This window comes from Rhizobium sp. PvP014 (assembly GCF_017876855.1).
Lineage (GTDB): Bacteria > Pseudomonadota > Alphaproteobacteria > Rhizobiales > Rhizobiaceae > Neorhizobium > Neorhizobium soli.
Genome location: NZ_JAGIOT010000002.1, coordinates 2908913 through 2923894 on the forward strand (window position 1 = coordinate 2908913; position 14982 = coordinate 2923894).

The 14982-nt window shown below is 60.9% G+C and carries 14 protein-coding genes and 1 tRNA gene; 11 read left to right on the plus strand and 4 right to left on the minus strand.

Annotation, left to right across the window (positions count from 1 at the left end; translation table 11 throughout):
• The first annotated feature begins 93 nt into the window (after positions 1-93).
• From J3A65_RS18555 to J3A65_RS18585, 7 genes are all read left to right on the plus strand, one after another.
• Positions 94-1017 carry an N-acetylmuramic acid 6-phosphate etherase gene (locus J3A65_RS18555; protein ID WP_209902728.1) on the plus strand — a complete coding sequence of 308 codons (924 nt, stop codon included), beginning with the start codon at positions 94-96 and terminating at the stop codon, positions 1015-1017.
• 18 nt (positions 1018-1035) lie between these two features.
• Entirely contained in the window at positions 1036-2292 is a 1257-nt protein-coding gene (locus tag J3A65_RS18560) for an ABC transporter substrate-binding protein (RefSeq protein WP_062578544.1), read from the plus strand.
• Between the two features lie 170 nt (positions 2293-2462).
• On the plus strand, positions 2463-3416 hold the full coding sequence (locus J3A65_RS18565; protein WP_113165771.1) for a sugar ABC transporter permease: 954 nt from the start codon (positions 2463-2465) through the stop codon (positions 3414-3416).
• A gap of 13 nt (positions 3417-3429) precedes the next feature.
• Complete coding sequence (locus J3A65_RS18570; RefSeq protein ID WP_113165757.1) at positions 3430-4272, plus strand: carbohydrate ABC transporter permease; 843 nt, start codon at positions 3430-3432, stop codon at positions 4270-4272.
• A complete protein-coding gene (locus J3A65_RS18575) occupies positions 4269-5333 on the plus strand; it encodes a Gfo/Idh/MocA family oxidoreductase (protein ID WP_209902730.1) in 1065 nt (354 codons plus the stop codon). The genes J3A65_RS18570 and J3A65_RS18575 overlap by 4 nt, the downstream gene beginning before the upstream one ends.
• A 74-nt stretch (positions 5334-5407) precedes the next feature.
• Entirely contained in the window at positions 5408-6409 is a 1002-nt protein-coding gene (locus J3A65_RS18580; protein WP_092664009.1) for an ABC transporter ATP-binding protein, read from the plus strand.
• 100 nt (positions 6410-6509) lie between these two features.
• A complete protein-coding gene (locus J3A65_RS18585; RefSeq protein ID WP_156466411.1) occupies positions 6510-6773 on the plus strand; it encodes a hypothetical protein in 264 nt (87 codons plus the stop codon).
• Positions 6774-6819: 46 nt separating this feature from the next.
• Here the strand turns inward: J3A65_RS18585 and J3A65_RS18590 are convergent.
• Positions 6820-6895 (minus strand) — tRNA-Ala (locus J3A65_RS18590).
• Positions 6896-7049: 154 nt separating this feature from the next.
• Positions 7050-7439, minus strand: coding sequence for a TIGR02300 family protein (locus J3A65_RS18595; RefSeq protein WP_062454214.1), 390 nt, complete (start codon positions 7437-7439; stop codon positions 7050-7052).
• A gap of 213 nt (positions 7440-7652) precedes the next feature.
• On the opposite strand from J3A65_RS18595, the gene aroA reads away from it, so the two are divergent.
• The 4 genes from aroA (at position 7653) to rpsA (ending at position 12180) form a co-directional block, all read left to right on the plus strand.
• On the plus strand, positions 7653-9020 hold the full coding sequence (gene aroA / locus J3A65_RS18600) for a 3-phosphoshikimate 1-carboxyvinyltransferase (RefSeq protein ID WP_209902732.1): 1368 nt from the start codon (positions 7653-7655) through the stop codon (positions 9018-9020).
• Positions 9021-9028: 8 nt separating this feature from the next.
• Entirely contained in the window at positions 9029-9670 is a 642-nt protein-coding gene (locus tag J3A65_RS18605) for an FMN-binding negative transcriptional regulator (protein WP_209902734.1), read from the plus strand.
• Entirely contained in the window at positions 9667-10320 is a 654-nt protein-coding gene (gene cmk / locus J3A65_RS18610) for a (d)CMP kinase (protein ID WP_209902736.1), read from the plus strand. Before J3A65_RS18605 ends, cmk begins: the two co-directional genes overlap by 4 nt.
• A 156-nt stretch (positions 10321-10476) precedes the next feature.
• Positions 10477-12180 (plus strand): 30S ribosomal protein S1, encoded by a 1704-nt coding sequence (gene rpsA / locus J3A65_RS18615; RefSeq protein WP_062578558.1) that lies wholly within the window; start codon positions 10477-10479, stop codon positions 12178-12180.
• Positions 12181-12276: 96 nt separating this feature from the next.
• On the opposite strand, the gene J3A65_RS18620 is transcribed toward rpsA, so the two are convergent.
• Together J3A65_RS18620 and J3A65_RS18625 are read right to left on the minus strand one after the other, a co-directional pair.
• On the minus strand, positions 12277-14169 hold the full coding sequence (locus J3A65_RS18620) for a hypothetical protein (RefSeq protein ID WP_209902739.1): 1893 nt from the start codon (positions 14167-14169) through the stop codon (positions 12277-12279).
• 176 nt (positions 14170-14345) lie between these two features.
• Positions 14346-14972: a ribonuclease D gene (locus J3A65_RS18625; RefSeq protein WP_062454208.1), complete on the minus strand. Its 627-nt coding sequence runs from the start codon at positions 14970-14972 to the stop codon at positions 14346-14348.
• Positions 14973-14982: the final 10 nt, after the last annotated feature.

Here is a 14982-nt window from a genome sequence, read left to right on the forward strand (position 1 = left end):
CGCCAGCTGCCATGTTTCAGTTGGTAACTTTCGTTAATTTCCTGCTGGACAATTGGTATTTTTTTGGCATCATTTTGCTTGAGGGAGAAACGGATGAGCCAAACAGCCACCGAAGCCAGGCATGGGAATACGGAAGGGCTCGATACGCGCGCCCCGACCGAAATCCTTCGGCTTCTGGCGTCCGGTCAGCAGCAGGCGGCCAAGAGCGTCGATGCGGCGATCCCCGCTCTTGCGGATGCCGCGGAACTCGTTGCGTCGGCTCTGAGGCGTGGCGGAAAGCTTGTCTATGCAGGCGCCGGCAGCTCCGGCCTGATGGCCATGGCCGATGCGCTCGAGCTTCCCGGAACCTACGGCATTGCACGCGAGCAGATCGTCCTTCTTCTTGCCGGCGGAACGTCCGTTCTGGCCGACCTACAAGGCGCGCCGGAGGATGATGTCGCCTTGGCCGATCAGGATGCAGCGGTCATTGCGGCGGGAGACTGCGTTCTCGCCGTTTCTGCAAGCGGCTCGACGCCTTACGTTCTGAAGATCGCCGAGCTCGCGCGGGCCCGTGGCGCCAGGGTCGTGGCACTCGCCAACAATCCCGATGCACCCCTTTTCAATCATGCCGATGTCGCCGTCCTCCTCGAAACGCCGCCGGAAATGGTGGCTGGATCGACGCGCATGGGCGCGGGGACCGCACAGAAGCTTGCATTCAACATGCTGTCGACGCTGGCTGCGATCAAGCTCGGTCACGTGCATGACGGACACATGGTCAATCTGCGCGCCGACAATGCCAAGCTGCGCACCCGCGCCGCCGGCATGGTTGCCGATATCGCAGGCGTGACTGCCGACGAGGCGGTAAGATATCTGCAGGTGGCGGACGGATCGGTGAAGATCGCCGTGCTTCTGGCTGAAGGCGCCCCCGATATCGACGCCGCACAATTGCTGCTTATTCGTTCCGATCAGGTGTTGAGGAAAGCACTTGCGGAACTGAAGATGACGGAAACGACCGAGACTCGCGCCGCAAGGCGCTAACCAAAAAGGGAGAACAGCATGAACAGCCTGTTGAAAACAATTCTTTTGGCCACGACGGTGATCGCGTCTGCGGGCGCAGCGTCTGCGGCCGATGTCACGCTCAACATCGAGAGCTGGCGCAATGACGATCTGGCGATCTGGAAAGAAAAGCTGATCCCGGCCTTCGAAGCGAAGAACCCCGGCATCAAGCTCAACTTCTCGCCGACCGCACCGACCGAGTACAATGCGTCGCTCAACGCCAAGCTCGATGCAGGCTCTGCCGGTGACATCATCACGTGCCGTCCGTTCGATGCCTCGCTCGAACTCTTCAACAAGAAGCAGCTCGTCGATCTCACCAGCCTGTCGGGCATGAGCAATTTCTCGCCGGTCGCCAAGGCCGCCTGGTCGACAGACGACGGCAAGTCCACCTTCTGCGTGCCGATGGCATCCGTCATCCACGGCTTCATCTACAACAAGGACGCCTTCGACCAGCTGAAGATCGCGGTGCCGAAGACGAACGAGGAATTCTACGCCGCGCTCGACAAGATCAAGGCCGACGGCACGTTCATTCCGCTTGCCATGGGAACCAAGGATCTCTGGGAAGCCGCAACGATGGGCTACCAGAACATCGGCCCGAACTACTGGAAGGGCGAGGAAGGCCGCAAGGCGCTGATCGAGGGCAAGCAGAAGTTGACCGATCCGGAATGGGTCAAGCCCTACGAAGAGCTGGCCAAGTGGAAGCCTTATCTCGGCGACGGTTTCGAAGCCCAGACCTATGCCGATAGCCAGAACCTCTTCACGCTCGGCCGCGCGGCGATCTTCCCTGCCGGTTCATGGGAAATCGCGCTTTTCACCAGCCAGGCCCAGTTCAAGATGGGCGCGTTCCCGCCGCCGGTGCTTAAGGCTGGCGAAACCGGCTACATCTCCGACCATCCGGATATCGGCGTTGGCTTGAACACCAAGAGCAAGCATCCGGAAGAAGCCAAGAAGTTCCTGACCTGGGTTGCTTCGCCGGAATTTGCCGAGATCTACGCCAATTCGCTTCCGGGCTTCTTCAGTCTGAATTCGTCGCCTGTGAAGATGGCAGATCCGATGGCGCAGGAATTCGTCTCCTGGCGTGAAAAATACAAGCCGACGGTCCGCTCGACCTATCAGATCCTGTCGCGCGGCACCCCGAACCTCGAAAACGAGACCTGGGTCGAATCGGCCAACGTCATCAACGGCACCGATACCCCGGCCGTTGCCGCCGAAAAGCTCCAGAAGGGCCTCGACAGCTGGTACAAGCCAGGTAAGTGACAAGCTTACCCTCCCCTTGATGGGGAGGGTCGGCCCGACGGGCCGGGGTGGGGTGATCCTTGTGCGTGTGGTGTCACCCCCACCTGCAGCTTCGCTGCGACCTCCCCCTTCAAGGGGGAGGTATCGTGATCATGCTGCGCCAGCGCAAGCACAAGAAAACAGGCAAAGCCATGAGCGACATCCACCCTTCATCTGCCCTGCAGCCGGTATCGATCAAGCGCCCGTTCCGCTGGCATATCGTCGTCTTCATGGCGCCGGCGCTGCTGGTCTACACGGCGATCATGATCCTGCCGCTGATCGAGACGCTCAGGCTTTCGTTCTACAACACTGTCGATGGTGCTCAGTCCTTCGTCGGCTTTGCAAACTACCAGGTCCTCTTCGGTGATGTCCGCTGGGCGCGCGATTTCTGGAATGCGCTCACCAACAACCTGATCTTCTTTGCTATCCACATGTGCGTGCAGAACCCGATCGGCATTGCACTCGCGGCGCTGCTGTCGCTGCCCAAACTGCGGTTTGCCGCCTTTTACCGCACCGCGATCTTTCTCCCGACGCTTCTGTCCTTCGTCATCGTCGGCTTTATCTGGAAACTCATCCTCTCGCCCATCTGGGGCGTTGCGCCCTGGCTGATGAGCCTTGCCGGTGCCAAATGGCTGTTTGCGCCCTGGCTCGGTCAGTCCGGGCCGGCGCTGATCGCGGTTTCCCTGATTTCGGTCTGGCAATATGTCGGCATACCCATGATGCTGATCTATGCGGCGTTGCTCAGCATCCCGGAAGAGGTGGTCGAAGCTGCCGAATGCGATGGCATTACCGGCTGGAGCCAGTTCTGGAAGATCAAGCTGCCGCTCATTCTGCCGGCGATCGGCATCATCTCGATCCTGACCTTCGTCGGAAATTTCAACGCCTTCGATCTGGTCTACACGGTGCAGGGCGCGCTTGCGGGCCCTGATATGTCGACGGATATTCTCGGCACGCTTCTCTACCGCACCTTCTTCGGTTTCCAGCTGCAACTCGGAGATCGCTCCATGGGGGCAACGATCGCAGCGGTGATGTTCGTCATCATTCTCGCCGGCGTCTCGTTTTACCTTTTTGCCATCCAGCGGCGCATGCGCCGCTACCAGTTCTAGAGGGCGTCCAGACATGTCCAACAAGGCACGCTCTTCACCGATCCGCTCAAGCCTCGTGCATCTGGCTTTGATCGCCTACACGCTGATTGCGCTGTTTCCGGTCTTTCTCACCATCATCAACTCGTTCAAGGATCGCAATTCGATCTTCCGCAATCCGATGCAGGTTCCCACACCGTCGAGCTTCAGCCTGATCGGCTACCAGACGGTTCTCGGCCAGGCGGATTTCATCGGCTATTTCCAAAACAGCATGATCGTCACGGTCGCCTCGATCGCGCTCGTGCTGTTGTTCGGCGCGATGGCCGCCTTTGCGCTGTCAGAGTATCGCTTCCGCGGCAACACGCTGCTCGGCCTCTACATGGCGATCGGCATCATGATCCCGATCAGGCTCGGCACGGTCGCGATCCTGCAGGGCATGGTCGCATCGGGCCTCGTCAACACGCTGACAGCGCTGATCCTCGTCTATACGGCGCAAGGCATCCCCCTTGCGATCTTCATCCTGTCGGAATTCATGCGCTCGGTTTCCGACGACCTCAAGAATGCCGGCCGGATCGATGGTCTTTCGGAATATGCGATCTTCTTCCGCCTGGTCCTGCCGCTGATCAGGCCGGCCATGGCAACGGTTGCCGTCTTCACCATGATCCCGATCTGGAACGACCTGTGGTTCCCGCTGATCCTTGCACCGTCTGAGGCCACCAAGACGGTAACGCTCGGATCGCAGATCTTCATCGGCCAGTTCGTCACCAACTGGAACGCGGTGCTGGCAGCCCTGTCGCTCGCAATCCTGCCGATCCTCGTCCTTTACGTCATCTTCTCGCGGCAACTGATCCGCGGCATCACGTCTGGAGCCGTCAAGTGAGTTCAACCGAAAAGCCGATCCGCGTTCTTGTCGCAGGCCTCGGCAATATGGGCCGTAGCCATGCGCTCGCCTATCACAACAACCCGGGCTTCGAGATCGTTGGTCTCGTCAACCGCTCGAAGCCGACGCTCGATCCGGCCCTTGCCGGTTACGAGATCCACGCCGATTTCCTGACAGCCCTTGCCGAGTTGAAACCGGACCTCTGCGCCATCTGCACCTATTCCGACAGCCATGCGGACTATGCAGTTGCCGCCCTCCAGGCCGGCTGCGACGTGTTTGTCGAAAAGCCACTGGCAACCACGGTTGCCGATGCCGAGCGCGTCGTTTCCGCCGCCAAGGTCGCGGGCAAGAAACTGGTGATCGGCTATATCCTGCGCCATCATCCGTCCTGGATCCGCCTGATTGCCGAAGCCCGCAAGCTCGGCCCGCCCTATGTCTTTCGCATGAACCTCAACCAGCAATCGTCAGGCCCCACCTGGGATGTCCACAAGGCCCTGATGCAGACGACGCCGCCGATCGTCGATTGCGGCGTGCATTATGTGGATGTCATGTGCCAGATCACCGATGCCAAGCCGGTGGAAGTGCGCGGCATGGGCCTGCGCCTTTCCGATGAAATTGCGCCCGACTTGTATAATTACGGCCACCTTCAGGTGATCTTCGATGACAAGTCGGTCGGCTGGTACGAGGCGGGCTGGGGGCCGATGATCTCCGAAACTGCGTTCTTCGTGAAGGACGTGATGTCGCCGAGAGGCTCGGTCTCCATCGTCATGGACCCCAATGCCAAGTCCGACGATATTGACACGCATACCAAAACCTCTGTCATTCGCCTTCACAACGCCGAGACCGGCCCGGACGGCAGGTTCATCAGGCCCGACGAGGATATGACGATGGCGGGTGAGCCCGGCCATCAGGAGCTTTGCGATTTCGAGCAGGCCTATATGCTGAAGGCGATCCGCGAGGATATCGATCTAACCAGGCACATGGACGACGCGGTTCAATCGCTGCGCATCTGCCTTGCGGCGGATGAAAGCGCAAGGACCGGCAAGCCAATCTATCTCTGAAAGCAACGCAAGCAAGACAGCCGGGCGGACAAACGTCCGCGATTGCACCAAACGACAGAAGTGGGAATACGCTCGTGGGTTCGCTGCAACTGAAATCCATCCGAAAGGCCTTCGGCGATCATGAAGTGCTGAAGGGCATCGACCTCGAGGTTCAGGATGGCGAGTTCGTCATCTTCGTGGGCCCTTCCGGCTGCGGCAAGTCCACGCTGCTGCGGGTCATTGCAGGCCTTGAAGATGCGTCATCCGGCTCGATCCGGATCGACGACCAGGAAATGGCAACCACCCCGCCGGCCAAGCGCGGCATCGCTATGGTCTTCCAGTCCTATGCGCTCTACCCGCACTTGACGGTGAAGGACAATATGGGCCTTGGTCTAAAGCAGGCCGGAACCGACAAGGCAGAGATCGAGACACGCGTCTCGAACGCCTCGTCGCTTCTCTCGCTCGATCCCTATCTCGCCCGTCGCCCGGCGGAACTGTCCGGCGGCCAGCGCCAGCGCGTCGCGATCGGTCGTGCCATCGTGCGTGAACCGAAACTCTTCCTGTTCGACGAGCCGTTGTCCAACCTCGACGCGGCTCTGCGCGTGCAGACCCGGCTTGAAATCGCCCGCCTGCACCGGCGGCTGAAGGCGACGATGATCTACGTGACGCACGACCAGGTCGAGGCGATGACGCTCGCCGACAAGATCGTCGTGCTCAGCGCCGGCGCGATCGAGCAGGTGGGGTCTCCGATGGAGCTCTACAACAAGCCCGCCAACGTCTTCGTCGCCGGTTTCATCGGCTCGCCGCAGATGAACTTTATCCCGGGCGAGACGCTTTCCGAAAGCGGCATCAAGACCATCGGCATCCGGCCGGAGCATATCGCTCTGTCGCGCGAAAGCGGCGACTGGAAGGCCAAGGTAGTCCATGCCGAGCACCTCGGCGCCGATACCATCCTCTATCTCGAAACCGAGACGGCGGGCCTCATCACGGTCCGTCTGTTCGGCGAGCATCGCTATGGTCCAGACGACATCGTCTTTGCCACACCAGACAAGGCCTCGCTGCACCGGTTCGACGAAAACGATCAGGCGATCGGTTAACCTTTAAATCGGCTGTAACCAGTTTCGTGTTCCACTACCTCCAATGCGGGAAAGCGAACCTTTGCGCTCCTTCCGCGTTATGGGGATGGAGGAAACGGCAATGACGGTAATTTTAATTCTGATTGCAGCGGTCGCCACTCTCGCAGGGACCGGCGCCTTGGTGGTTCGCCAGATCGCGGATGCTCGCCGCCAGCAGTACCAGGACGAGGTTCTGGCCTCAGATCTCGGCTATCTGCGCGAAGTCGAGCGCACCAAGAAGCGCTTCCGGCACGCGGCCCACAAAACCCGCAAACTCGCCGCCCGCCGCACCCGGATTCATCAGACGAAAGCTGCGCACAGCACAGCCGCGTACTTCGCGAATTAAGCTTTGTCGGCCTCTATTCAGCAGTCGGTTTACTGCGAGAAAGATTTGGTGGAGCTAAGCGGGATCGAACCGCTGACCTCTTGCATGCCATGCAAGCGCTCTCCCAGCTGAGCTATAGCCCCATCAGGGTGGTCCGGGTGTTCCGGTCCTTGGGAACTCCGAAGCAGCGATGCTGACCGGAGTGGCGGCTTATTACGTCCGGTTTTCGGAGAGTGCAAGCCTGTTTTTCAAAGCCCGGCAATTTTTCTTCAAATTACCGGGCTTTAGGTCGAAAGATCAATTCTCGTCGTCGTCGCCGCCAACGCCGACAATCCCGGTTACGTCGTCGTCTTCATCGTCTTCGTCGGCTTCGAGGAACGTGTTGTCGTCATCGTCGCCGATATCGACATCATCGTCGTCGCCCAGATCCGGGATGTCGTCGCCGGTTGCCGCATCGTCGGCGTCGTCGGTTGCGACGGGCTCAACAGTTGGGTTCTCGACGTCGACTTCCTCGACATCTTCTTCTTCCGCCTGCTCCAGTTTTGCAGCGGCGCTGTTTTCGGCGAAGAACGACAACGGCCAGGACTTGCCGCTATAGGGGGAAACGACGGGATCGCGGTTCAGATCGTAAAACTTCTTGCCGGTATCCGGGTCGGTGCGCTTGGTTCCGAGTTCCGCTTTAGCCACTATCAAAGCCTCATGAGATGGCCGAACAGGTCGGCGAAGCCGCATAAAGCGGCAATCAATGGGTGAAAAATCTAAGCCGGTCCCCATAAGGCCTGGCGGGCTCCATGTCAAAGACTAACTTTTCCTGAATTCCTTGGCAGGCAGGCTAATGACCCGCCTTTTGCTTTGTGATAACGACGGCGGAAATCAAAGGCATACGAGCAAGGACCGATCATGTCGCATGGGATTGCCCTCAAACCGGCAAAGTCGAGAAGATCGACAAACCTCACCGGGACCGTCCGCATCCCGGGCGACAAGTCCATCTCGCATCGTTCCTTCATGTTCGGAGGCCTGGCTGCCGGAGAGACGCGGATCACCGGCCTCCTGGAAGGCGAAGACGTCATCAACACCGGCAAGGCGATGCGTGCTATGGGCGCAAAGATCGACAAGGTCGGCGCTGAGTGGATCATCCAGGGCACCGGCAACGGCGCGCTGCTGGCACCGCAGGCGCCTCTCGATTTCGGCAATGCCGGCACCGGCTGCCGCCTGACGATGGGTCTGGTCGGCGTCTACGATTTCGAGTCCACCTTTATCGGCGATGCCTCGCTGTCCAGGCGGCCGATGGGCCGGGTGCTCGATCCATTGCGCGAGATGGGCGTCCAGGTGACGTCGATGGCCGGCGACAGGCTGCCCGTCACGCTGCGTGGTCCGCGCACGCCCAACCCCATCGTCTACCGCGTGCCCATGGCCTCGGCGCAGGTCAAGTCCGCGGTGCTGCTTGCCGGCCTCAACACGCCTGGTGTCACCACGGTGATCGAACCGGTGATGACCCGCGACCATACCGAAAAGATGCTGCAGGGTTTCGGCGCCGATCTGACCGTCGAGACGGATGCCGACGGCGTTCGCACGATCCGGCTGGAAGGTCGCGGCGCTCTCAAGGGGCAGGTGATCGACGTGCCCGGCGATCCGTCCTCGACCGCGTTCCCGCTTGTGGCCGCCATCCTGGTGCCGGGTTCGGACGTGACCATCATGAACGTCCTGATGAACCCCACCCGCACCGGTCTTATTCTGACGCTGCAGGAAATGGGCGCGGATATCGAGGTGATGAATGCCCGCAGCGCCGGTGGCGAGGATGTGGCCGACCTGCGCGTCCGCGGCTCCGACCTCAAGGGCGTCACTGTTCCCGCCGATCGTGCACCATCGATGATCGACGAATATCCCGTCCTCGCGGTCGCCGCAGCCTTTGCGGAGGGAACGACGACGATGCTCGGTCTCGAGGAACTGCGCGTCAAGGAGTCCGACCGTCTCTCGGCCGTCGCTGAAGGTCTGAAGCTGAACGGCGTCGATTGCGATGAAGGCAAGGAAACGCTGGTGGTGCGCGGCCGTCCAGGCGGCAAGGGCTACGGCAATCCGTCCGGCGCTGCCGTCGTCACCTATCTCGATCACCGCATCGCCATGAGCTTCCTCGTTCTCGGTCTCGCATCGGAACACGAAGTCACTGTCGACGACGCCTCGATCATCGCCACCAGCTTTCCGGAGTTCATGGATCTGATGACCGGTCTCGGCGCGCAGATCGAGAACCACATCGACGGAAAGATTTAAGGCGCCCCATGTACCAGCCGCCGCATTTCCGCGAAGACGATCTCGGCACCCAGCATGCGCTGATCCGGGCCTATCCGCTGGGCATGCTGATCACATCGGGAAATTCCGGCCTGCTGGCTAATCCGGTGCCGTTTCACCTCGATGGAGAAGCGGCAGAAAAAGGCGTGCTGCGGCTGCATCTCGCCCGGGCGAACAGCCAGTGGAAAGACATCCGCGACGGCGCGAGCGTCCTTGCTGTATTCCAGGGCGCCGACAGCTACGTGACACCGTCCTGGTACAAGACCAAGCAGGAGACGGGTAAGGTCGTGCCCACCTGGAACTACGCCATCGTTCAGGCCCGCGGTCCGGCCCGCATCGTCGAAGACGCCGGCTGGCTGCTTTCCCAGATCGAGGCGATCACCAGCCAGCATGAAAACAGCCGGCCGATGCCCTGGTCCGTCAACGATGCGCCAGACGATTTCATCTCCGCCCAGTTGAAGGGTATCGTCGGTATCGAGATCGAAATCTCGGCGATCGGAGGAAAGTGGAAGGTCAGTCAGAACCGCCCGGTCGGCGATCGTGAAGGCGTTGCCTCCGGACTTGATGATATGCCCGGTCAGAACGCAATGGCCGATCTTGTACGCCGCTACGGAGCTTCCCGCCTGACATGAATCCTGCAGACAACACTACGCCACTGGTGATCGCAATCGATGGCCCTGCCGCAGCCGGCAAGGGAACCCTGTCGCGCCAGATCGCCGAAACCTACGGCTTCCAGCATCTCGATACGGGCCTCACCTACCGCGCAGCGGCCAAGGCGCTGCTCGACCGGGGTCTGCCCCTCAACGACGAGGCCGTTGCCGAGACGATGGCGCGCGACGTTGAACTGGCAGGTCTCGACCGCGAAATTCTCTCGGCCCATGCGATTGGAGAAGCGGCCTCGAAGATCGCCGTCATGCCCGCCGTGCGCCGGGCGCTGGTGGAAGCGCAGCAGGCGTTTTCGAGGCGCAAGCCCGGAACGGTCCTCGACGGGCGCGATATCGGCACCGTCGTCTGCCCCGATGCACCCGTTAAACTTTACGTGACCGCATCGCCGGAAGTGCGCGCCAGACGCCGTTACGACGAGATCGTCGGCCGCGGCGATGCCGCAGATTTCGATGAGATTTTTGCCGATGTGCGAAAGCGCGACGAGCGTGACATGGGGCGTGCCGACAGCCCTTTGAAGCCTGCGAAAGACGCGCACTTGCTTGATACGTCAGAAATGGGTATAGAGGCCGCGTTTCAGGCCGCGAAGGCGATTATCGACGCCGCCCTGAAAGGATGATGACCGACCGGATAACCGGCGGCGCATTCGAGCCCGATATCTTAGTCCTTGCGCCGGATTGCCTCTGAACATGACGAGGCGGGCTTGGATTTCGGGTGTGATCAACACGAACCCACGGCGCAATGTGTCCTTGACTGGACACGACCAGGAGATTTCATGGCAGTAACTAACCCGTCGCGGGAGGACTTCGCAGCCCTTCTCGAAGAATCCTTCGCAACCAATGATCTGGCCGAAGGCTACGTTACCAAAGGTCTGGTAACGGCGATCGAAAAGGACATGGCCGTTGTTGACGTCGGCCTCAAGGTCGAAGGTCGCATCGCGCTGAAGGAATTCGGCGTCAAGGGCAAAGACGGTTCGCTGAAGGTCGGCGACGAAGTCGAAGTCTATGTCGAGCGCATCGAAAACGCGCTTGGCGAAGCAGTTCTGTCGCGCGAGAAGGCTCGCCGCGAAGAGAGCTGGGTCAAGCTCGAAGTCAAGTTCGAAGCTGGCGAACGCGTTGAAGGCGTTATCTTCAACCAGGTCAAGGGCGGCTTCACGGTCGATCTCGACGGCGCTGTTGCCTTCCTTCCGCGCAGCCAGGTCGACATCCGTCCGATCCGCGACGTGACCCCGCTGATGCACAACCCGCAGCCCTTCGAAATCCTCAAGATGGACAAGCGTCGCGGCAACATCGTTGTTTCGCGTCGTACGGTTCTCGAAGAGTCCCGTGCAGAACAGCGCTCGGAAATCGTTCAGAACCTTGAAGAAGGTCAGGTTGTTGACGGCGTCGTCAAGAACATCACCGATTACGGTGCGTTCGTTGACCTCGGCGGCATCGATGGCCTGCTGCACGTGACCGACATGGCATGGCGCCGCGTCAACCATCCGTCGGAAATCCTGTCCATTGGCCAGCAGGTCAAGGTTCAGATCATCCGCATCAACCAGGAAACCCACCGCATCTCGCTCGGCATGAAGCAGCTCGAGTCGGATCCGTGGGATGGCATTGCTGCCAAGTACCCGGTTGGCAAGAAGATCTCCGGTACCGTCACGAACATCACGGACTACGGCGCATTCGTCGAGCTGGAGCCAGGCATCGAAGGCCTGATCCACATCTCGGAAATGTCCTGGACCAAGAAGAACGTACATCCTGGCAAGATCCTTTCGACCACGCAGGACGTCGACGTTGTCGTTCTCGAAGTCGATCCGTCGAAGCGCCGCATCTCGCTCGGTCTCAAGCAGACCCTCGAGAACCCATGGCAGGCATTTGCGTTCAGCCATCCGGCCGGCACTGAAGTCGAAGGCGAAGTCAAGAACAAGACCGAATTCGGCCTGTTCATCGGCCTCGACGGCGACGTTGACGGCATGGTTCACCTCTCCGACCTCGACTGGAACCGTCCAGGCGAACAGGTCATCGAGGAGTTCAACAAGGGCGACGTCGTTAAGGCTGTCGTTCTGGATGTGGACGTCGAGAAGGAGCGTATCTCGCTCGGCATCAAGCAGCTCGGCAAGGATGCTGTCGGCGAAGCCGCAACATCCGGCGAACTGCGCAAGAACGCTGTCGTTTCGTGCGAAGTCATCGCCGTCAACGACGGTGGTGTCGAAGTGAAGCTCGTGGCTCACGAAGACATCACGTCCTTCATCCGCCGCAACGACCTGGCACGCGATCGCGACGATCAGCGTCCGGAGCGTTTCTCGGTTGGTCAGGTTTTTGACGCCCGCGTCACCAACTTCTCCAAGAAGGATCGCAAGGTCATGCTGTCGATCAAGGCTCTCGAGATCGCTGAAGAAAAGGAAGCAGTTGCACAGTTCGGTTCGTCCGACAGCGGCGCTTCGCTCGGCGACATCCTCGGCGCGGCTCTGAAGAACCGCGGCGGCGAGTAATCGTTGTAGCTTGAAATTCGAAAGCCGCCGGATCGAAAGATCCGGCGGCTTTTTTCATGCCCGCTATTTATCTCGGCCGGGTCTCGAACCGTCGGCTCAGGTCCATCCAGCCATGCGCCAGTAGAGGTCGTTCGGACGGCTTTCCTTATTGCTGACGTCCGCAGACGCGGCTTCGCCATCGCCGAGATTGTCGTCGTCGGAAGGATCTTTCCCGTCGTCGGGGTGGTCGAACGCCTGGCCCTGGCTGTGGTCGCCTTCGCCATCCTCGTCGATCGCCGTCACCGGCTGCGTCTTGCGGTTTTCGCGCCGCGGCTCGTCGTCCGCCATTGGGTAGGGGACAAAGGGCAGGCCAATCGCCTCGCGCTGCACGAGCGGCAGCGGCACTGGCATCGCTTGGATGTCGGGGTCTGGCACGCCCTCCGGGGCTCCGTTGGCTTTTGCGGCCGTGGTGTGACGTTCTGCAATGCGCAGCAGATCGTCCTCGGGATGCGTTATCCCGGCCGTATGCATTGCGTCTATGTCCGGAGCAGCCGGGGCAGGTTGTCCCTGTCTGCCGGCATGTGCCACCGTTCCACTGCCCCCGCCGCCAAACAGGTTCTTGAACAGTGCCGCTGTCGAATTCTCGACCGGAGCTCCTGTCGCGAGCAGCGCCGCCTGAAGCGCGCTTGGTGCGATCGCAGACACGAGTTGCGCGAGATTGCTGGGCCATTCCACAGCGGGTTTCGGCGCCGTCGTGGCGTCTCCAAACTGCGGGATCTTCAATTCGTTGTCGAAGGCGTCGATAACCGCTGCGACCAGAGCCCCGGTATTCGTCACGGTCGCGATGCCCGGCACGGCGGTCCGCGGCAGGGCTCCTGGCAAGACTTGCGGCACCGGCTTCGCATCTGCAGCCAAGATCGGTGCGGCTTGCGCAGGCGCCGGGCTCGCGTCCGGCTTGATCGGAACCGCGTTTGGGACGGCGGGAGACGGCGTGGCGGGTTTGGTTTGCAGGTCGGAGGTTGCCGTCGCGGGACCTTCTGATCGGACCGGCATCGGCCGCGCAAGGATCGCCTCGCGGGTCGGCTCTTCCTGCAAGTCAACGAGGGGCGGCAGCAGTTGGGGTCTTTGAAGCTCCTTACCGGGAACCTTAGTGTCAGGAGCCGCGGCGGCTGACCCGCTCGTGGGTGGCGAGAACGGAGCGATAGCTGGTGCCGCTGCACCGGTGGCGGGCGGCGTTGCGCTGGTGGCGGGCGACGTCACCGACTGCGATTTTGCTCCGATATCAGGCAAAGCACCGGGGGATGGCCTGGGGGTCTCTGTACTTGCTGTGTCCGGAGCAGAAGCTGGCAGAGGCACTACCGGCGATGCGGGGCTGGGCGTCGAGGGCTGGAGCGCTGACGGCGCGGGCGATGATGGGCCGGGCAAGGAGGGGCCAGTCTGGGCAACTGCCGGCGGGGGGCCGGGCCGCGTCGCAGGAGAGGGTGTCGCACCGTCTTTTGGAAGGCTGGCGATTTCATTCTGTCGATACGAGCTGACCGCTGCATTCTCCGCCTGATCGCTATCCGCGACAAGCGCTGCTTCGAGCGACAGGATCAGCCGTGCTGCATCGAGACCTGCCGGGTTCTTGAGAATTTCAGCCAGCAGCGACACGGACATGCCCTTCACCAGCTGGCTTAGCGTTTTCTCGAGCGCTGCAATGTCGTCCGCATTCATGGACTGCACGGTGACAGTCAGTCGCTCCGCGTAGTCTGCCAGCGTCTCGCCGTCGTTTCGTGGTATCTGCAGGATTTGGCCGATCGTTTCCGCGAAGATGGACGACCCGTAGGCGAGCTGCAACTGTCCAGACAGCGAGAGTAGGTTCAGGCGGTCCCCCGTAAGCATTCCGCCTCTGGAGGAGATTGCGGGATCACCTTCTGCGGATGCAGCGATGGAACGCGTTGCCGCAATCGGACGTGCCGAAGAGAGTGGGTCGGCCTGCATGCTTTGCGTAGCACCGACGGGGGTCAGCATGGCGTGCTTCCATCTCTCGCGTGTGAAGGGAGGGGACAACTCGGCCGCACACGACCGCACGCGCAAGGAGCACGCCGAAACTGTGCCGCCATCTCATGGCGCACGATTTGCCGATCAGCAATTTTAAGCGCGCGATGGTTAAATCATCGCTAATCGCTGGCAGGCCCGACCGGTCGTCAGCTATGCGCAAAAATGTCGGTCTCACCCCAGCCGAGCAGATCGAGCTTGGCTCGGGTCGGCAGGAACTCGAAACACGCCGTCGCGTGTTCGATACGCTCGTCGCGAAGAAGGCGCTCGGTCAGCTTGTCGCGGAGCGCATGGAGGTGAAGCACGTCGGACGCCGCATATTCAAGCTGGGCCTGCGACAGGGTTTCGGCAGCCCAGTCGGTCTGCTGCTGCGCCTTGGAGATGTCGACGTCCAGCAACTCTCTCAGATTGTCCTTGAGGCCGTGTCGATCCGTATAGGTCCGCACGAGCCGCGATGCGACCTTGGTGCAGAAGACAGGCGTGGTCGTAACCCCGAACGTGTGAAACAGAACCGCGATATCGAACCGGCCGTAGTGAAAGATCTTCTGCCGGGCGGGATCGGCAAGCAGTGCGACGAGATTGGGAGCTTGCTTCTGCCCGGCTGCGATCCGGATGACGTCCGCGGTTCCGTCGCCTGGTGAGAGCTGCACGACACAAAGCCTGTCGCGGCGCGGGACGAGGCCGAGCGTTTCCGTATCGATTGCGATCGCGCCTGTGTAGCGCGCAGCGTCAGAGGCTGGAATATCTCCTTGATGGTACCGTATCGACGTCTTCATGCGTGTCTCC